Genomic DNA, 17,242 nt, shown 5'->3' with positions numbered 1-17,242 from the left:
GAGTACCTTGAACCGACGCCAAAATGGGAAGCGCATGAACGGCCATCGATGCCAGGTTCTCCTTCCACCCCCTATCACAGCCCGCTCGTGCGATTGGCCTATGCGCTTGTTGCGACGTTGCTGGGCATTACAGGGGGATTAGGCAACGCACTGATCAGCGCCAACCTTGCCAATATCCAGGGGCATCTGGGATTGACCCCCTCCGAAGCGGCCTGGTTGCCGGCTGCCTACCTGATGGTGAACATCTCTACCGCATTGCTGTTGGTTAAGTTTCGCCAACAGTATGGTCTGCGACGTTTCGCTGAAATTGGTCTGCTCGCCTATGTCGTGCTCACGGTTGCGCATGTATTCATCGACGGCTTCACCATGGCGGTATTCGTCAGGGCCGCCAGCGGTTTTGCCGGGGCGACCGTCAGCACCCTGGCCGTGATGTACATGTTGCAGGCATTTAAAAAGGCTGCAATGGGGAGCGCCCTGGTCCTTGGCATCGGTATCTCTCAATTGGCCACGCCGCTCGCCTGGCTGATCTCCCCCGCCTTGCTCGACATGGGCGAGTGGCATCGTCTTTATGTCTTCGAGGCGGGCTTGGCGCTGTGCTGCCTGGCCGCCGTAGTGGCGCTCAAACTGCCGCCCGGCGTGCAGATCAAAGCTTTCGAACCACTGGACTTTCTCACTTTTTTCCTGCTCGCCCCTGCGCTGGGTTTGTTTGCTGCGGTACTGACCCAGGGCCGCGTCCAGTGGTGGAATACCCAAACGTGGATAGGCTATGCCCTCATCGCGGCCATTGTATTGCTGACCGTGGCCGTCATGATCGAGCACCAGCGCAAGAACCCGTTGCTGCAAACCCGCTGGCTGGCTTCGCTCGAAACGATACGTTTTGCCTTGGGCGCGCTGATGTTGCGCTTCATCCTTTCCGAACAAACCTATGGCGCGGTTGGCCTGTTACAGAATCTGGGCATGGCAGCCGATCAATTGCAGCCCTTGTATGCAGTCATGCTTGCAGGGCTTGTGGCGGGGATACTCGTCAGCGCCCTGACGTTCAGCGAAAAAGCTGCCGTACCGCAGATTCTGGTGTCTATCGTGCTGGTCGCGGTGGGCAGTTTCATGGATGCCGATGCCACCAACCTGACACGTCCGCAAAATATGTTCCTCAGTCAATTCCTGTTGTCGGTGGCCGCAGGGATGTTCATGGGGCCTTTGTTGCTGATAGGCGTGATGAGTGCGCTGAAGAATGGGCCTCATTACATGGTCAGCTTCGCTGTGCTTTTCTCGCTCACTCAAAGTATCGGGGGGCTGGCGGGGCCAGCAGCTTTAGGCTCGTTTCAGGTCCTGCGGGAAAAGTTTCACTCCAGCCAGATCAACGCGCACATCGACCCCACCAATTCCGTAATCGCGCAGCGTCTGCAGATTCAGGGACAGATCTATGCCGCGACTCAGCCTGATCCCGCCCTACGCAATGCGCAGGGCATATCCCAGCTAAGCCAGGCCGCTACCCGAGAAGCCAACGTACTGGCATTCAATGACGTCTTCCGGGTACTGGGTGTGCTGACCATCAGTTTCCTGTGTTGGTCATTGGTGCACACCGCCCGTGCTGCGCGTAAAGCGACACCGCCGCCGCCCGCCACTCCCTCCTCCGCAGTTGTGTGACCTTATGAGCCAGACCGATCCGACGAAAAACCTCGAAACCTCAACCCCTCCCAGCGATGCAGCCGATGCAGGTGGCGCGTCGGTCGATCCGCCGAAAATCATCAAACCGAGCCGTACGACCCTGTGGTTGATGGCGGGCGGGGCGGGCGTTGGCATCGTCCTGGTTCTGTATGCCTGGCAGTTCTGGCCGTTCAACAGCGCAGTGATGACCACAGAGAATGCCTATGTTCGGGGGCAGATCACCGTCATGGCGCCGCAGGTCAATGGCTACGTAGCGCAAGTGCTCGTGCGGGACTTCGAGGTGGTCAAGCAGGGAAAGGTGCTGATACAAATCGACGACCGTATTTATCAGCAGCGGGTTGAACAAGCGGCAGCCGATCTGGACGCTCGCAAGGCGGATCTGGAAAACTCGCTGCAAACCCAGGCGTCGGATCAGGCGACGCTGGCGTCCAGGCAGGCGGAGATGTTTTCGGTGGAGGCCGAATTTGATCGTGCCAGAGCCGACGAAGCGCGGGTCAATGAACTCGCCTCGCGAGGTTCGGTGTCTATCCGCGAACGTGACCAGATCCGCGCTACCGCCCGTGCTGCGGGCGCCAATGTAAAAAAAGCGCGAGCCGCAATCGACATCGCCAAAGAGACGGTGAAATCCACCCAGGTTTCGCGAGGGGTATTGGAGGCTGCCGTCAGGAGCGCGCAGGCCGCCCTGCACCTGGCGCAGATCGATCTGGAAAACACTCGTATCCGCGCTCCGCGTGATGGTGTGCTCAGCGAGGTCTCGGTCCGTCTTGGACAATACGTCAGCGCCGGCTCGCAATTGCTGTATCTGGTGCCCGAACAGCTTTGGGTGGTGGCCAATTACAAGGAAACCCAAGTGAATGGCATGCTGGCGGGGCAAGCCGTAACCCTCGACGTGGACGCCCTGGACGGCGCGCGACTGAGCGGGCGCGTCGAGCGGTTCGCTCCGGCCACAGGTTCGGAATTCAGCGTCTTGCGGCCCGACAACGCCACCGGCAACTTCACCAAAGTCGCTCAACGCATTCCCGTAAGAATCGAGCTGGACACCAACCAACCGATGGCCCGGCGCCTCAGGCCCGGAATGTCGGTCGTCGCTCATGTCGATACGGCCAGCGTAGGCGACGAAGGTAGCGCGCCATGAGTCGGTCAGCCTCCTGCCCGTGGCAACACCTCGCGCTCGCAACCCTTGTCGCGCTGGCAGGTTGCGCACCCGCCAAGGCACCTGCGCCAACGCAATCCAAGGTCTTCCCCCCTTCGCAGTGGCGAGGTCAAACCCAAGCCCCGGCGCCTGTCTCGGCGCAGTGGTGGCAAGCCTTTAATGACCCCGTCCTGAGCCAACTGGTCGATGAGGCGTTGACGCATAACAACGACGTGCTCACAGCGGTCGCACGCGTTGAGGAGGCGCGTCAGCAGATCGGCCTGGCTCATTCGGCGCTGTTGCCTACGCTTGACGGGACACTGAGCGCTCAGACGACACGTAACCTTGGTCTGACCGGCGTGACTCACACCCGATCGGTGCAACCGGAAATCCAGGTGGCCTATGAGTTAGACCTTTGGGGGCGCCTGCGCAACCTGGACAAGGCGGCTCAGTTGCAATACCAGGCCACCCGCACAGACCTGGACAATATTCATCTGTCGGTCGCGAGCACGGTTGCACGCGCCTACATTACCCTGCTGTCGCTGGACACCCAGCTCAAGGTCACTCGCGATACTGCCGCGTCGCGCCGCGATGCACTGATAGTCGCTCAGGACCGCGCCAATGAGGGCTATACCTCGCAGTTGGAACTGACCCAGGCGCAGTCCGAGTATGAATCCGCCCAGCAGATGATTCCGCAACTGGAACAATCGATACGCCAGCAGGAAAACGCCATCCGCCTGCTGACAGGAACGCTGCCGGGCTATGTGTCCCGCGGCAGCCTGTTCCAGAACGTCGTCCCTCCTTCAGTGCCAGGGATGCTGCCAGCAGAATTGCTACGGCGCCGTCCGGATATCCAGCAAGCGGAGCTTATGGTGGCGGCTTCGGATTACAACCTGGAGGCACGTCGCGATGAGTACCTGCCTCAAGTGCAACTCTCGGCAGGCTTCGGTCGACTCTACGTCAACGCTCTGGACTTCGATCCGGTCAAGGTGTGGGATCTGGGCGCCAGCGTACTGGCCCCAATCTACAGTGCCGGACGGCTTGAAGCACAGGTTGGGGTGGCGACGGCGCAACGAGATCAGGCCGCTTACAACTATCGCGCTGTCGCGCTCAACGCATTCGGCGAAGTGGAAAACTCGCTGTCGGCGGTCAAGCGCTTTGAAGAACAAATCGAATGGACACGCACCCGGATACACACGCTGGGCCGTTCATTGGATATCGCTCAAGATCGTTATCAAGGTGGTTATTCCTCCTACCTGGAGGTGCTCGACGCCCAGCGCAATCTATTCAACACCGAGTTAGCGGCGATTCAGGTCAGAGAGAGTCAACTCAACAACGTTATTTCGCTATTTCAGGCACTCGGAGGAGGTTGGCCTGGCTCGAATCTGAACCAGGCCGCAACAGCGGCGAGGGATGCAAACTGAATCGATGGGCGGCGTGCATTTGTTGTAGCGCATCGCTCATCTCCGACACAAGTGTCACAGCCTCGCTAATACTGACCGCAGACAGGCTTCCATCTTGGTAAGCCTTGTGCCGTAGGGATAGCTGGTTGGCGTTGATGCCGTTGCGCCGGGCTACCAATGACACTCTTTGCCCGGATTCAGGACCTATCGAACATGGCCAGCTTCTGGTCGGCACTCCAGTGGAGTCGGCATTCCTGGCCGAGCAGCTCGCACCCTTGTCGTTTTAGTCGCACTCACCGTTGTTCCTCACTTTGGCTTTCTCAAAGCCCTTCTTCCCTGATCAGTGATCGAAGGAGTCATGCCGCAGGTGCGTCACTCCTTGGTCTCCTCAAATCTATCCTGTCCGACCTTGATCGCATAGCCTGACTTCGGACTGCTAATCAGCAGGTACCCGCTGCGCGCTCAGAAAATCCGTTGAAGGTCGCCCGATTTGCGGCATGTAAGCTTCAGGCGCAGGGGGCGGAACGCCGACCTCTAGTGCATCTAATAAGTCCGCCCAGTATTGCATCATCCTACGTCTCGGTTCGACGTATTCCGCGTGATTGTACGCAGCCCGAATTTGGTTGGCATCAGCATGGGAAAGCTGCGCCTCAATCCACTCTTCTACAAAGCCAACCTCGTTGAGCGCCGTTGAGATGGTGGCCCTGATGCCATGACCGGTGAGCCGCCCTTTGTAACCCATCCGGCTAATCGCGGTGTTAAGGGTATTTTCACTGATCATTTCCTGCGGTTCGTATCGGTGAACCAGCAGATACCGCGCACCGCGCGTCCTTAACTGCATTAGCCGCTGCACAAGTGCAATTGCTTGAGTAGACAGCGGAATCACATAAGGCGGGATCTCATTTCCCTGTGTTCGCACACGACTTCGGAGCTGCTTCACGCCCTCCGGTGGCACCAGCCAGATCCCCTTGTCGAAGTCGAATTGGTCTGGCGTCGCCGCCCGTAGCTCTCCTGTACGCACGCCCGTCAGCAGCAATAGACGAATACCAAGCCGTGTCTTTTCTGCACACTCATAGTGGGTGACGGTCCTGAGCAATCCTGGAAGTTCACTTACGTGGAGGAAGGGATTATGGCGGACTGGCCGCGGCGTCTCGGCAACGATATCAAGGTCTGATGCTGGGTTCACATCAATAAGCCCTTCCGCCATAGCAAAACGAAAGATCTGGTTGAGCCAGGTGCGCACCTTTCGAGCAGAGACCAGCGCGCCTCTGCGCTCAATTCGCCTAATGAGCTCCAGCACGTCACCACGAGAAATATCCGCGATCGGAAGATCGCCCAAACACGGCAGCATGTCCTTCTTCAGGTATTTGCTGGCTTGCCCTGCACTGCCCTTCTTACTTTTCGTCAGTTTTTTACTTCGGAACTCATGCCAGCGATCAGAAACCGCTTCAAATGTGTTGCTGGCGGCGTGAGAGGCTTTCTGGCGCTCGGCGCGACGATGTGATCGTGGATCGATATTGTTGGCCACCAGCGCACGTGCAGCCCCTCTTCGCTGGCGAGCCTCCTTGAGACTCACGTCGGGATAGGTGCCAAGGGAAATACGCAATTGCTTGTCATGCCAATAGAAACGGAAATGCCAGCGCTTCGAACCCGTCGTGGGCACTTGCAGCGATAAGCCATCCCCATCAGTTAACGTATAAGGCTTGCTGGCGGGCTTGGCTTGCTTGATCGCTGTATCTGTCAGAGCCATCAGACACCTCCTTTTGCATCAAGGAGGGGAATACAACCCAGCGGTAGACGAACCAATACGAAAATTGATGCGCAAGGAATCGTAAAAGGCTGTGCCAGCGGTGTACTTAAATGTGTACTTAAAAACCGTGGCTGGAGATGGATTCCAGTGGAATTCAGAAAACGAAAAAAGCGGCTCAAGGCCGCTATTTCCGTGACTTCCAGGCGTTCAGTGGGCCTTAGTGGAAGCAAATATGGCGCAGCGGACGAGACTCGAACACAAATACGCCTCTCAGATGGCAGCGCTACCAAGATCCATGATATCCGTGGGAGTAAATGTGGGAGTAATTTTGTAGGCATGAAAAAGCCCAACCTTTTCAGATTGGGCTAAGTCATTGAAAAATATGGTCGGGACGGAGTGATTCGAACACTCGACCCCTAGCACCCCATGCTAGTGCGCTACCGGACTGCGCTACGCCCCGACTGGTTTTGTAACTCGCTCTTCGCCTCGAAGAGCGATCAAGAATATATCGCAAGCGTTTGAAAACTGGAAGTATTCAAACGCTGCTTTTTATTTCTTGAGTACAACTAACACATCTTCGAGCTCCGCAATCATCTGCCGGATCATCTGTTTGTATTGGGTGGTGTCATCTTTGGCTTCATCGCCGGACAGCCGCAAGCGTGCGCCGCCGATGGTGAAACCCTGATCGTAAAGGAGCGCACGAATCTGCCGGATCATCAGCACATCCTGGCGCTGATAATACCGGCGATTTCCGCGGCGTTTGACAGGGTTGAGTTGAGGAAACTCCTGCTCCCAGTAACGCAGCACGTGTGGCTTTACAGCACACAGCTCGCTGACTTCACCTATGGTGAAGTAACGTTTGCCCGGGATAACGGGAAGTTCGTCGTTATGACTTGGTTCCAGCATAAGCCTCAACTCGGGCCTTCAACTTCTGCCCTGGACGAAAGGTGACCACACGGCGAGCCGTGATCGGGATTTCTTCCCCCGTTTTCGGGTTGCGGCCAGGCCGCTGGCGCTTGTCCCGAAGATCAAAGTTGCCGAAACCGGACAACTTGACCTGCTCGTTGTCTTCAAGAGCGTGCCTGATTTCCTCGAAAAACAGTTCTACCAATTCCTTGGCTTCCCGCTTGTTCAGGCCCAACTCTTCATACAGACGTTCCGCCATCTCAGCTTTCGTCAAAGCCCCCATACGTCACTTCCTTAACGTGGCGTTCAACCTTTGTTCGAGCGAGGTGAGGATATTTTGCGTCGTCGAATTCACCTCATCGTCATTAAGAGTGCGCGATGGATGCTGCCAGGTCAAGCCAACTGCAAGGCTTTTTCTATCAGGATCAATACCTTTACCCTGATACACGTCAAACAGCCTGAGATCTGTGAGCCATTCGCCTGCATTTTCACGGATTACGTCCAATACGGCCGAGGCTGCGACGTCTTTGTGCGCAATCAGTGCAAGGTCACGACGCACCTCAGGAAAGCGCGACAACTCGTGGAATTTCGGCATTTTACCGAGCGCCACTTCAGCCAGAACCAGTTCGAAAACGAAGACTGGCCGGTCGAGACCGAGGGCTTTCGACAATTCGGGGTGGATTGCGCCGATGAAGCCGACTTCACGCCCTTCCCGCTCGATACGCGCGGTCTGACCCGGGTGCAGCGCCGGATGTTTACCCGGAGCGAAAGTGAACGAATCCAGAGCACCGGCGAAGCCCAGCACTGCTTCAACATCAGCCTTGACGTCGAAGAAGTCGACAGTATCGCGACCTTGCGCCCAGCCTTCCGGCAGACGGCTGCCGCAGACAACACCGGACAGCATCGGCTCCTGCTTCAGGCCTTCAAGTTGGCCGACAAAGCGCAGGCCACTTTCGAACAGGCGCACGCGGTCTTGCTGACGGTTCAGGTTGTGCTGCAACGCCTTGACCAGACCGGGCCACAACGACGAACGCATGGCGGCCATATCGTTGGAGATCGGATTGGCCAGCAACAGCGGCTCGACGCCCGGATTAAACAGTTCGAACTGCTTCGGATCGATGAAACTGTAGGTGATCGCTTCCTGATAACCACGAGCCACCAGCAGACGGCGCAATTCAGGCAGATCGCTCCGCGCTTCGGCCTTGGCTTGGGGCGCCAGACGCGCTTGCGGGTAACGAACCGGCAGACGGTTGTATCCATACAAACGAGCCAGCTCTTCGATCAGGTCGACCTCCAGGCTGATATCGAAGCGATGGCTTGGCACTTCAACGCGCCACTGCCCTGCTCCGTCGGCGGAAATACTCAGGCCCAGGCCGCTGAGCAGACGCTCGACCTGTGCCGAATCCATTTCCATGCCCAGCATTTGGGTGATGCGCTGCGCACGCAGAGTGATCGGGGCGATCGACGGCAAGTGCTGCTCGCTCACGGTCTCGATGATCGGGCCGGCTTCGCCACCAGTGATTTCCAGCAGCAGGCCAGTGGCGCGCTCCATGGCTTCACGGGCCAGTTGCCAGTCAACACCGCGCTCGTAGCGGTGCGAAGCATCGGTGTGCAGACCGTACGAGCGGGCCTTGCCCGCGACAGCGATCTGGTCAAAGAACGCACTCTCAAGGAACACATCTCGAGTGGTCGCGGATACACCGCTGTGCTCGCCACCCATCACACCGGCAATCGCCAGGGCACGGGTATGGTCGGCAATCACCAGCGTATCGCTGCGCAGGCTGACTTCCTGACCGTCCAGCAAAACCAGCTTCTCGCCTTCTTCAGCCATGCGCACGCGGATGCCGCCATTGATTTCGGCGAGATCGAAGGCGTGCAGCGGCTGGCCCAGTTCGAGCATCACGTAGTTGGTGATGTCGACGGCAGCATCAATGCTACGCACATCAGCGCGACGCAGACGCTCAACCATCCACAGCGGGGTTGGCTTGGACAGGTCAACGTTGCGGATGACACGACCCAAGTAACGCGGGCACGCGGCTGGTGCCAGCACTTCTACCGAACGCACTTCGTCGTGCACGGCAGGAATGGCCATGACCACCGGACGGGTGACCGGAGCCGCATACAGCGCGCCGACTTCACGGGCCAGACCGGCCAGCGACAGGCAGTCACCGCGGTTGGGGGTCAGGTCGACCTCGATGCTGGCGTCTTCCAGGTCCAGATACACGCGGAAGTCTTCGCCCACTGGCGCATCGGCCGGCAACTCCATCAGACCATCGTTGCCTTCACCGATTTGCAATTCGGCTTGCGAACACAGCATGCCGTTGGACTCAACGCCGCGCAGCTTGGCCTTCTTGATTTTGAAATCGCCCGGCAGTTCTGCACCGATCATCGCGAACGGAATCTTCAAGCCCGGGCGCACATTTGGCGCTCCGCACACGACCTGGAAGGTTTCCGCGCCATTGCTGACCTGGCACACACGCAGTTTGTCGGCATCAGGGTGCTGCTCGGTACTCAGCACCTCGCCCACTACCACGCCACTGAATACACCGGCGGCCGGGGTCACGCTATCGACCTCAAGACCGGCCATCGATAGACGAGCAACCAACTCGTCGCGATTTACCTGCGGGCTAACCCAGCCACGCAGCCATTGTTCACTGAATTTCATCCTGCTCTCCTAATAATTCGTTACGACTAGCGAAATTGCGCGAGGAACCGCAAGTCGTTGTCGAAGAACAGACGCAAGTCGTTCACGCCATAACGGAGCATGGCCAGACGCTCGACGCCCATGCCGAAGGCAAAGCCGGAGAACTCCTCTGGATCAATACCGGACATGCGCAGCACGTTCGGGTGAACCATGCCGCAGCCCATCACTTCCAGCCAGCCCGTCTGCTTGCAGACACGGCAACCTTTACCGCTGCACATCACACATTCCATGTCGACTTCAGCGGACGGCTCGGTGAACGGGAAATAGGAAGGACGGAAACGTACGGCCAGTTCCTTCTCGAAGAAGACCCGCAGGAACTCTTCGATCGTGCCTTTGAGATCGGCAAAATTGATATCGCGATCAACCAGCAGGCCTTCGACCTGGTGGAACATCGGCGAATGGGTGATATCGGAGTCGCTACGGTACACACGGCCTGGGCAGACGATGCGGATCGGAGGCTGCTTCGATTCCATGGTGCGGACCTGTACCGGCGAGGTATGGGTGCGCAACAACATGTTGGCGTTGAAATAGAAAGTGTCGTGCATCGACCGGGCCGGGTGATGGCCTGGGATGTTGAGCGCTTCAAAGTTGTGATAGTCGTCTTCGACTTCAGGGCCTTCGGCGATACCGTAGCCGATACGCGTGAAGAACTGTTCGACACGCTCCAGAGTCCGAGTAACCGGATGCAGACCACCAGAGGTCTGACCGCGACCCGGCAACGTCACGTCAATGGATTCGGCAGACAGTTTGGCAGCCAGTTCAGCTTCTTCAAACAGAGCCATGCGCGCATTGAGAACGCCTGTGACACGTTCCTTGGCAACGTTGATCAGGGCGCCGACTTGCGGACGCTCTTCTGCCGGCAAATTCCCCAGGGTCTTCATCACCTGAGTCAACTCGCCCTTTTTGCCAAGGTATTGAACCCGGATTTGCTCCAGGGCATTGATATCTTCAGCGCTTTGCACAGCCTCTAGTGCTTGAGAGACCAGCGCATCCAGGTTTTCCATGTACAGACTCCAGATACAAAATAGGGGAAGAGCTTGAAGGCTCTTCCCCTATTTAAGACGTTTACCACCTGGCCCCACGAAAGTGAGGCAGGGTGATTGTCGGGGGTACTTAAGCCAAGGTGGCTTTAGCTTTCTCGACAATCGCAGCAAACACCGCTTTTTCGTTCACTGCCAGATCAGCCAGAACCTTACGGTCGATCTCGATGGACGCTTTTTTCAGGCCAGCGATGAAACGGCTGTAGGACAGACCGTTAACACGAGCACCAGCATTGATACGAGCGATCCACAGAGCGCGGAACTGACGTTTTTTCTGACGACGGTCACGGTAGGCGTATTGGCCAGCCTTGATAACCGCTTGCTTGGCAACACGGAATACGCGCGAACGTGCACCGTAGTAGCCTTTAGCAAGTTTCAGAATTTTCTTGTGGCGCTTACGCGCCATGACGCCACGCTTTACACGAGCCATGAGTTACTTCCTCTATTCTTGACTAAAATTAACGAAGGCGCAGCATGCGCTCGACTTTTGCGACGTCCGACGGATGCAGCAAGCTGCTACCGCGCAGTTGACGCTTACGCTTGGTCGACATTTTAGTCAGGATGTGGCTCTTGAAAGCGTGCTTGTGCTTGATACCGTTAGCAGTTTTCAGAAACCGCTTAGCAGCACCACTTTTAGTTTTCATCTTTGGCATGTTCGGTACTCCGCATTCAGTTGATAAACATAATCAGAAGGCCTGCCGTGCCCTGTTGATTACTTCTTCTTTTTCGGGGCGATGACCATGATCAGCTGGCGTCCTTCCATCTTAGGATGCTGTTCGACCGAACCGTACTCGAGCAGGTCAGCTTCAACCCGCTTGAGGAGTTCCATCCCCAGCTCCTGGTGGGCCATCTCACGGCCGCGGAATCGCAAGGATACCTTGGCCCTGTCCCCATCACTCAGGAAACGTACCAGGTTGCGCAGTTTTACCTGGTAATCCCCTTCCTCCGTCCCTGGACGAAACTTGATTTCTTTAACCTGAATCTGCTTCTGGTTTTTCTTGGCCGCGGCAACCTGCTTCTTCTTTTCGAAGATCGATTTGCCGTAGTCCATCAGTTTGCAAACAGGGGGTGCTGCATCGGCGGAAATTTCCACCAAATCCAGTTTGGCCTCTTCAGCCTTAAGAAGCGCGTCTTCAATTGACACAATCCCAAGCTGTTCACCTTCAGCCCCAATTAACCGAACCTCGCGTGCCGAGATATTCTCGTTGATCGGGGCTTTCGGTGCAGCTCGTTTATCTTGTCTCATTTCACGCTTAATAGTAATTACTCCGAATCTGGGCGACCACGCCGGGAAACCGCTTGCGCGAGAAACTCAGCGAACTGGGCGACGGGCATCGAGCCCAGGTCAGCACCTTCACGAGTACGCACAGCGACAGTCTGCATCTCGACTTCCTTATCTCCGATAACCAAAAGATAGGGAACCTTGAGCAAAGTATGCTCACGGATTTTAAAGCCGATCTTTTCATTTCTCAAGTCGGACTTGGCACGAAATCCGCTTTCGTTGAGAGTTTTTTCAACTTCAGCAACAAAATCCGCCTGTTTATCAGTGATATTCATGATCACTGCCTGGGTTGGCGCCAGCCAAGCAGGGAACGCACCTTCATAGTGCTCGATCAAAATCCCGACGAAACGCTCAAAAGAACCAAGGATCGCGCGGTGCAACATGACCGGGTGCTTGCGGCTGTTGTCTTCGGAGACGTATTCGGCGCCGAGACGGACAGGCAGGTTGAAATCGAGCTGTAAGGTACCACACTGCCACACGCGACCGAGGCAATCTTTCAGCGAGAACTCGATCTTGGGACCATAGAACGCCCCCTCACCCGGCTGCAGATCGTACGGCAGGCCCGCAGAATCAAGGGCGGCAGCCAGCGCAGCTTCAGCGCGATCCCACAGTTCGTCGGAGCCCACGCGCTTTTCCGGACGAGTGGACAGTTTCATCTCAACATCGGTAAAGCCGAAGTCACGATAAACATCCATGGTCAGCTTGATGAACGCTGCGGATTCGGCCTGCATCTGCTCTTCAGTACAGAAGATGTGGGCATCGTCCTGAGTAAACCCACGCACACGCATAATGCCGTGTAGCGCACCCGACGGCTCGTTACGGTGGCAGGCACCGAACTCGGCCAGACGCATCGGCAGTTCACGGTAGCTCTTCAGGCCCTGATTGAACACCTGCACATGGCAGGGGCAATTCATCGGCTTGATAGCGTAGTCGCGGCTTTCCGACTGCGTAGTGAACATGTTGTCGGCGTAGTTGGCCCAATGCCCGGATTTCTCCCACAGGCTACGGTCAACCACTTGCGGCGTCTTGATCTCGAGATAGCCATTATCGCGCTGAACCTTGCGCATGTACTGCTCAAGTACTTGGTACAGAGTCCAGCCATTCGGGTGCCAGAACACCATGCCCGGCGCTTCTTCCTGGGTGTGGAACAGGCCCAAGCGCTTGCCGATCTTGCGATGATCGCGCTTTTCAGCTTCTTCGATACGCTGAATGTAAGCTGCCAGTTGCTTCTTGTCTGCCCAAGCGGTGCCATAAACACGCTGCAATTGCTCGTTCTTGGCATCGCCGCGCCAGTAGGCACCGGACAGCTTGGTCAGCTTGAAGGACTTCAGGAAACGTGTATTAGGCACGTGCGGACCGCGGCACATGTCAACGTATTCTTCGTGGTAGTACAGGCCCATGGCCTGCTCGTTCGGCATGTCCTCGACAAGACGCAGCTTATAGTCTTCGCCGCGAGCCTTGAACACTTCGATCACTTCGGCACGCGGAGTAACCTTCTTGATGACGTCGTAATCTTTTTCGATCAGCTGCTGCATGCGCTGTTCGATAGCGGCCATGTCGTCCGGAGTAAAAGGACGCTCGAAGGCGATGTCGTAGTAGAAACCTTCATCAATGACTGGCCCGATCACCATTTTGGCAGTCGGGTACAACTGCTTGACCGCATGGCCAACCAGGTGGGCGCAAGAGTGGCGAATGATCTCCAGCCCCTCTTCATCCTTAGGCGTGATGATTTGCAGGGTCGCGTCGCTGCTGATGATATCGCTGGCGTCGACCAGTTGACCATTGACCTTACCGGCCAGAGTCGCCTTGGCCAGACCTGCACCAATAGATGCGGCAACTTCGGCTACCGAAACCGGATGATCGAATGAACGTTGACTGCCGTCGGGAAGAGTAATAGTTGGCATGGCGCCTCCTCTCCTAGTGGTGACCCCTACCAAAGGTCACGTGGGTTGGGATGAGCCAGTACAAGATCCGATCCAGGCCATTCAATGACGAACGCCTGCCTTACAGCGGCAGGAGCCTTGCGGCCAACCGGAAAACCGAACCAGAGTGACTGGGATTCAAATCAGGATATTCGCACGTTGACCGCTGCCGGGACTAAAGGTCATCCGGAGCCTGAGAACGCTTGAGCCAGGCATGCTAGCACAGATGAGCGGTCACTTATGCCTCTGTTTCATCAGAAGGCATATCGTCTGTATTTATGCCAGAGTGCTGAACTTGATAGGCCCTTCAGCCCTCAGATAAAAAGACATTGACCCACAAGGAGCATCCTCGCATGCGTCTGAATACCTTATTCGCTGTAGTCGCCCCCATTGTTTTGCTGCTGCCATTGAGTGCTCACGCTGACTGGCCGAAGGGCGAGCGTCAGAAGTACATGAAGCAGTGCACCGAGGCAGCCACCCCACAGATCGGCGCCGCTGCGGCCAAATCTCACTGTGCCTGTGGTGCTGATGCAATCAAGTCGTACCCGGCGAGCGACATTCAGGCACTAATGGACAACAAGGCGACCCCTGAACTGCAACAGAAAGCACTCGGCCTGATTGCCAAATGCAAAGCCAATACCCCGGCGAAAAAGTAAGTAAAAAAACGTTCCGACTCGGTTCAACACTGGCAAAAAAGGCTGAATCTGAGCCTTTTTAGACGTTTTTTTGCAGGTTTTACAGGTTTTTTTATTGTCTTTACTTTCCGCGAAAAGCCTTTTAAACCGGGGCTTTCAGCCGAAAAGGACACTAAAGAAATCACGACTTATTGGCAAACAGCACGTCCAGGGGGCTACCAAAGCGAACATTTCGACTATGATACCCGGGTGTGCCCAGTTGGCCTGAGCAGCACAGCACTACTGAAAATATATGTTTCTTGGAGATACACCATGTCTAATCGCCAAACCGGCACCGTTAAATGGTTCAACGATGAAAAAGGCTTCGGCTTCATCACTCCTCAAGGTGGCGGTGACGACCTGTTCGTACACTTCAAAGCTATCGAATCCGACGGTTTCAAAAGCCTGAAAGAAGGCCAGACCGTTTCCTTCGTGGCTGAGAAAGGCCAAAAGGGTATGCAAGCTGCACAGGTTCGCCCAGAGTAATTTCTCGGCGCACTAAAAAAACCCCGTCCATGTGACGGGGTTTTTTATGCCTGTAACAAAAGCCGCTTGTAATCAGCCGCAGTTGACGCGAGTGATTACCAGGTTGCTGTCGGTGTTCAGGTTCAGCCGATCGGAGCGGTATTCCAGCGTAATCATGTCATTGGGTTTGAGGAAGCGCGCATTCTGCGCACCTGCCTTGGCGCGGGCCTGCTCCAGCAACTCTGGCGAAGCTTTCTTGCCAATGGCGAACTCCGCCGCTGTCGCTTCACATCGGCTGTGACCGGTTGCGGTCTCCACGGACTCCTTTGCCGACTCGCTGGAGGTTGTACTGCAACCGGCCAACAGGGCAACGGCCATAAGTGCACCCAGTGACGCGAACTTCAAAGACATGAAGCCTCCTTGTTTTCAAATAGTTAACTGAGATCGTGCGACCGCCAATCCAGCGTTTGGTTTCATGACAACAGCCATCACCCTGCCACACGACAGGAAAACGCCGAGTGTGCCTGAGCGACGCTCAGCCTGCTCATCAATCAATCGTGACTTAATATTAACGAAGCTCAGTAGACGTCGATGTAGTCATACGGCGGATTCGGCCAGTTGTCCTTGAGCGCATTGAAAATCTGCATCACCCACACCTCGTCGCTGGCCGCAATATTTCCCACATAACCCGAGCCCTTGGCCCAGGTTTCAAGTCGAAACAGCAGGCCGTCAATATCCTGCCCGCCAGTTACTCCCGAAGAGATGTAGGCAATACCGCCTTTGGTCACGCGCAACTGCGTGTGTTCATCATCGCTGGCCGATGCCAACAAATGGCGTACAGCGTCGAGCGTGAGGCCATCAGGAGTATTCAAATCGATCTGCACAACACGATCCTTGGATAAGCCGGAAAAGACCAAGTGTCGCATAGCGCTGCGCTCATGCCTAAGTCGCAGTGCCAAACGCCCGACAAAATGGTTAACTCGACGCACAGACCTCCCGACTTTTCGAGCCTGATCATGACCAGTGTAAGCATCGACGCCGATATCAAAGCCAAATGGGCAGACGGACATAGCTCTTACAGTCCGGGAACCACCGAAGAGTTGGCGCTTATTGGTATCGATCTATTGATCAAGGAACTGGGAACGGAAGCAGCCCAGCAATTCATCAAGCAGATTTTCGAGCGCTACCCAACCGAACAGGTCAAGCATGAAAACGCCGAGAGGGAATAGAAACCCGCAGGCTGGCACCTGCGGGCCAATCATTTACTTCAGGCGCTTCAGGCGCTCGGTCAGCAGATCGAAGAAACCCTGAGCATCGCCATTTTCGACCCAGAACGCGTTCTTCGGTGCCTTGAGGCCGTCATACCAGTCGACAATGGTCTGACCGAAAGTCGGCCCTTCACGGCTATCGACCACAACATTCACCGAACGACCGGTGAACAGTTCCGGTTTGAGCAGATAAGCCACGACAGTGGCGTCATGCACCGGGCCGCCCGGAATGCCGTAGTGTTCCATATCCCCTTTGATGTACTCGTTGAGGATGTCACCAACAATTTTGCTCGCATTATTGTTGAGCGCAGCAATCTGCTTCAGGCGCGCGTCACTGGTGAGAATCTTGTGGGTAACGTCCAGTGGCAGATAGGTCAGTTTCACGCCGCTTTTGAGCACAACTTCAGCCGCTTGCGGATCCGCAAACAGATTGAATTCAGCCACAGGGGTGATGTTGCCACCATTGAAGTGCGCACCGCCCATCACCACCACTTCCTTGATGCCCTGAACAATTTCGGGCTCTTGGATCAGCGCCAGCGCCAAGTTGGTTTGCGGGCCGAGCATGGCGATAGTGATGCTGTGTGGCTTGGCTTTTTTCAGGGTGTCGATCAGGTAGTTGACCGCATTACCTTCTGCCAGACCTTTTTTCGGTTCGTGCACGCTGACACCCGACAGGCCTTCCTTGCCATGGATGTTCTCGGCGTAGATCGGTGTGCGCATCAGTGGCTTCGGCGCACCGGCGTAAACCGGCACCTCCTCGCGCCCTGCCCACTCGCGAGCCAGACGCGCATTACGCGACGTTTTGTCGAGTCGCACATTGCCAGCCACGGTGGTCAACGCACGAATACTCAGTTCGTCCGGCGAAGCCAGAGCGAACAGCAACGCGACCACGTCGTCAGCGCCCGGATCGGTGTCGATGATCAGGTCGATTTTTTCCGCCGCCTGAGCGCCGGTTGCGGTTATCACGGACAAAAGCAGCAGACTCCGGATGAATTGATGCAGTTTCTGAGCATAGCGTTGCATGGCGC

At 56.3% G+C, this 17,242-nt stretch carries 18 protein-coding genes and 1 tRNA gene; 6 read left to right on the top strand and 13 right to left on the bottom strand.

Features of this window, described 5'->3' with window-relative positions; genetic code table 11:
- The first annotated feature begins 48 nt into the window (after positions 1-48).
- The 3 genes from K5E40_RS26570 to K5E40_RS26560 are packed head-to-tail and all read left to right on the top strand — an operon-like array spanning position 49 to position 4,224.
- On the top strand, positions 49-1,647 hold the full coding sequence (locus tag K5E40_RS26570) for an MFS transporter (protein ID WP_060765601.1): 1,599 nt from the start codon (positions 49-51) through the stop codon (positions 1,645-1,647).
- Between the two features lie 4 nt (positions 1,648-1,651).
- Entirely contained in the window at positions 1,652-2,803 is a 1,152-nt protein-coding gene (locus K5E40_RS26565) for an HlyD family secretion protein (protein WP_221733339.1), read from the top strand.
- On the top strand, positions 2,800-4,224 hold the full coding sequence (locus K5E40_RS26560) for an efflux transporter outer membrane subunit (RefSeq protein ID WP_057023563.1): 1,425 nt from the start codon (positions 2,800-2,802) through the stop codon (positions 4,222-4,224). Before K5E40_RS26565 ends, K5E40_RS26560 begins: the two co-directional genes overlap by 4 nt.
- A gap of 415 nt (positions 4,225-4,639) precedes the next feature.
- Here the strand turns inward: K5E40_RS26560 and K5E40_RS26555 are convergent, their stop codons facing one another.
- The 10 genes from K5E40_RS26555 to thrS all read right to left on the bottom strand — a co-directional run bounded on the left by K5E40_RS26555 (position 4,640) and on the right by thrS (position 13,789).
- Positions 4,640-5,953: an integrase arm-type DNA-binding domain-containing protein gene (locus K5E40_RS26555; RefSeq protein WP_221733338.1), complete on the bottom strand. Its 1,314-nt coding sequence runs from the start codon at positions 5,951-5,953 to the stop codon at positions 4,640-4,642.
- 383 nt (positions 5,954-6,336) lie between these two features.
- Positions 6,337-6,413 (bottom strand) — tRNA-Pro (locus K5E40_RS26550).
- A gap of 89 nt (positions 6,414-6,502) precedes the next feature.
- Complete coding sequence (locus K5E40_RS26545) at positions 6,503-6,859, bottom strand: MerR family transcriptional regulator (protein WP_003179985.1); 357 nt, start codon at positions 6,857-6,859, stop codon at positions 6,503-6,505.
- Positions 6,840-7,142: an integration host factor subunit alpha gene (gene ihfA / locus K5E40_RS26540; RefSeq protein WP_002553164.1), complete on the bottom strand. Its 303-nt coding sequence runs from the start codon at positions 7,140-7,142 to the stop codon at positions 6,840-6,842. The genes K5E40_RS26545 and ihfA overlap by 20 nt, the downstream gene beginning before the upstream one ends.
- Positions 7,143-7,145: 3 nt before the next feature.
- A complete protein-coding gene (gene pheT, locus K5E40_RS26535; protein WP_221733337.1) occupies positions 7,146-9,524 on the bottom strand; it encodes a phenylalanine--tRNA ligase subunit beta in 2,379 nt (792 codons plus the stop codon).
- Positions 9,525-9,550: 26 nt separating this feature from the next.
- A complete protein-coding gene (pheS, locus tag K5E40_RS26530; RefSeq protein ID WP_003226365.1) occupies positions 9,551-10,567 on the bottom strand; it encodes a phenylalanine--tRNA ligase subunit alpha in 1,017 nt (338 codons plus the stop codon).
- Positions 10,568-10,676: 109 nt separating this feature from the next.
- On the bottom strand, positions 10,677-11,033 hold the full coding sequence (gene rplT / locus K5E40_RS26525) for a 50S ribosomal protein L20 (protein WP_042558693.1): 357 nt from the start codon (positions 11,031-11,033) through the stop codon (positions 10,677-10,679).
- Positions 11,034-11,061: 28 nt separating this feature from the next.
- Positions 11,062-11,256, bottom strand: coding sequence for a 50S ribosomal protein L35 (rpmI, locus tag K5E40_RS26520; RefSeq protein WP_002553160.1), 195 nt, complete (start codon positions 11,254-11,256; stop codon positions 11,062-11,064).
- A 59-nt stretch (positions 11,257-11,315) separates the two neighbouring features.
- Positions 11,316-11,867, bottom strand: a complete 552-nt coding sequence (gene infC / locus K5E40_RS26515) for a translation initiation factor IF-3 (protein WP_221733351.1) — start codon at positions 11,865-11,867, stop codon at positions 11,316-11,318.
- Positions 11,867-13,789, bottom strand: a complete 1,923-nt coding sequence (thrS, locus tag K5E40_RS26510; RefSeq protein WP_221733336.1) for a threonine--tRNA ligase — start codon at positions 13,787-13,789, stop codon at positions 11,867-11,869. The genes infC and thrS overlap by 1 nt, the downstream gene beginning before the upstream one ends.
- A 371-nt stretch (positions 13,790-14,160) precedes the next feature.
- Between thrS and K5E40_RS26505 the strand changes: the two genes are divergently transcribed.
- Together K5E40_RS26505 and K5E40_RS26500 are read left to right on the top strand one after the other, a co-directional pair.
- Positions 14,161-14,463: a hypothetical protein gene (locus K5E40_RS26505; RefSeq protein WP_221733335.1), complete on the top strand. Its 303-nt coding sequence runs from the start codon at positions 14,161-14,163 to the stop codon at positions 14,461-14,463.
- Positions 14,464-14,754: 291 nt separating this feature from the next.
- On the top strand, positions 14,755-14,967 hold the full coding sequence (locus K5E40_RS26500; protein ID WP_003179963.1) for a cold-shock protein: 213 nt from the start codon (positions 14,755-14,757) through the stop codon (positions 14,965-14,967).
- Positions 14,968-15,039: 72 nt separating this feature from the next.
- On the opposite strand, the gene K5E40_RS26495 is transcribed toward K5E40_RS26500, so the two are convergent.
- Together K5E40_RS26495 and K5E40_RS26490 are read right to left on the bottom strand one after the other, a co-directional pair.
- Positions 15,040-15,357: an I78 family peptidase inhibitor gene (locus tag K5E40_RS26495; RefSeq protein ID WP_221733334.1), complete on the bottom strand. Its 318-nt coding sequence runs from the start codon at positions 15,355-15,357 to the stop codon at positions 15,040-15,042.
- 167 nt (positions 15,358-15,524) lie between these two features.
- Positions 15,525-15,830 (bottom strand): hypothetical protein, encoded by a 306-nt coding sequence (locus tag K5E40_RS26490; RefSeq protein ID WP_221733333.1) that lies wholly within the window; start codon positions 15,828-15,830, stop codon positions 15,525-15,527.
- A 132-nt stretch (positions 15,831-15,962) separates the two neighbouring features.
- Between K5E40_RS26490 and K5E40_RS26485 the strand changes: the two genes are divergently transcribed.
- Positions 15,963-16,175 carry a hypothetical protein gene (locus K5E40_RS26485; RefSeq protein ID WP_221733332.1) on the top strand — a complete coding sequence of 71 codons (213 nt, stop codon included), beginning with the start codon at positions 15,963-15,965 and terminating at the stop codon, positions 16,173-16,175.
- Positions 16,176-16,208: 33 nt separating this feature from the next.
- Here the strand turns inward: K5E40_RS26485 and K5E40_RS26480 are convergent, their stop codons facing one another.
- Positions 16,209-17,237: a nucleoside hydrolase gene (locus tag K5E40_RS26480; protein WP_221733331.1), complete on the bottom strand. Its 1,029-nt coding sequence runs from the start codon at positions 17,235-17,237 to the stop codon at positions 16,209-16,211.
- Between the last annotated feature and the right edge of the window lie 5 nt (positions 17,238-17,242).

The organism is Pseudomonas baetica, from assembly GCF_019733355.1.
Lineage (GTDB): Bacteria > Pseudomonadota > Gammaproteobacteria > Pseudomonadales > Pseudomonadaceae > Aquipseudomonas > Aquipseudomonas baetica_A.
This window is presented reverse-complemented; position numbering and strand designations above follow the sequence as displayed.

What these genes read in the sequence shown, in the direction of transcription:
- K5E40_RS26485 (WP_221733332.1), top strand. Translation starts at nt 15,963, where the DNA reads ATGACCAGTGTAAGCATCGACGCCGATATCAAAGCCAAATGGGCAGAC.
- pheT (WP_221733337.1), bottom strand. Translation starts at nt 9,524, where the DNA reads ATGAAATTCAGTGAACAATGGCTGCGTGGCTGGGTTAGCCCGCAGGTA.
- rplT (WP_042558693.1), bottom strand. Translation starts at nt 11,033, where the DNA reads ATGGCTCGTGTAAAGCGTGGCGTCATGGCGCGTAAGCGCCACAAGAAA.
- K5E40_RS26560 (WP_057023563.1), top strand. Translation starts at nt 2,800, where the DNA reads ATGAGTCGGTCAGCCTCCTGCCCGTGGCAACACCTCGCGCTCGCAACC.
- K5E40_RS26505 (WP_221733335.1), top strand. Translation starts at nt 14,161, where the DNA reads ATGCGTCTGAATACCTTATTCGCTGTAGTCGCCCCCATTGTTTTGCTG.
- K5E40_RS26570 (WP_060765601.1), top strand. Translation starts at nt 49, where the DNA reads ATGCCAGGTTCTCCTTCCACCCCCTATCACAGCCCGCTCGTGCGATTG.
- thrS (WP_221733336.1), bottom strand. Translation starts at nt 13,789, where the DNA reads ATGCCAACTATTACTCTTCCCGACGGCAGTCAACGTTCATTCGATCAT.
- K5E40_RS26500 (WP_003179963.1), top strand. Translation starts at nt 14,755, where the DNA reads ATGTCTAATCGCCAAACCGGCACCGTTAAATGGTTCAACGATGAAAAA.
- pheS (WP_003226365.1), bottom strand. Translation starts at nt 10,567, where the DNA reads ATGGAAAACCTGGATGCGCTGGTCTCTCAAGCACTAGAGGCTGTGCAA.
- K5E40_RS26495 (WP_221733334.1), bottom strand. Translation starts at nt 15,357, where the DNA reads ATGTCTTTGAAGTTCGCGTCACTGGGTGCACTTATGGCCGTTGCCCTG.
- K5E40_RS26480 (WP_221733331.1), bottom strand. Translation starts at nt 17,237, where the DNA reads ATGCAACGCTATGCTCAGAAACTGCATCAATTCATCCGGAGTCTGCTG.
- K5E40_RS26545 (WP_003179985.1), bottom strand. Translation starts at nt 6,859, where the DNA reads ATGCTGGAACCAAGTCATAACGACGAACTTCCCGTTATCCCGGGCAAA.
- K5E40_RS26555 (WP_221733338.1), bottom strand. Translation starts at nt 5,953, where the DNA reads ATGGCTCTGACAGATACAGCGATCAAGCAAGCCAAGCCCGCCAGCAAG.
- K5E40_RS26565 (WP_221733339.1), top strand. Translation starts at nt 1,652, where the DNA reads ATGAGCCAGACCGATCCGACGAAAAACCTCGAAACCTCAACCCCTCCC.
- rpmI (WP_002553160.1), bottom strand. Translation starts at nt 11,256, where the DNA reads ATGCCAAAGATGAAAACTAAAAGTGGTGCTGCTAAGCGGTTTCTGAAA.
- ihfA (WP_002553164.1), bottom strand. Translation starts at nt 7,142, where the DNA reads ATGGGGGCTTTGACGAAAGCTGAGATGGCGGAACGTCTGTATGAAGAG.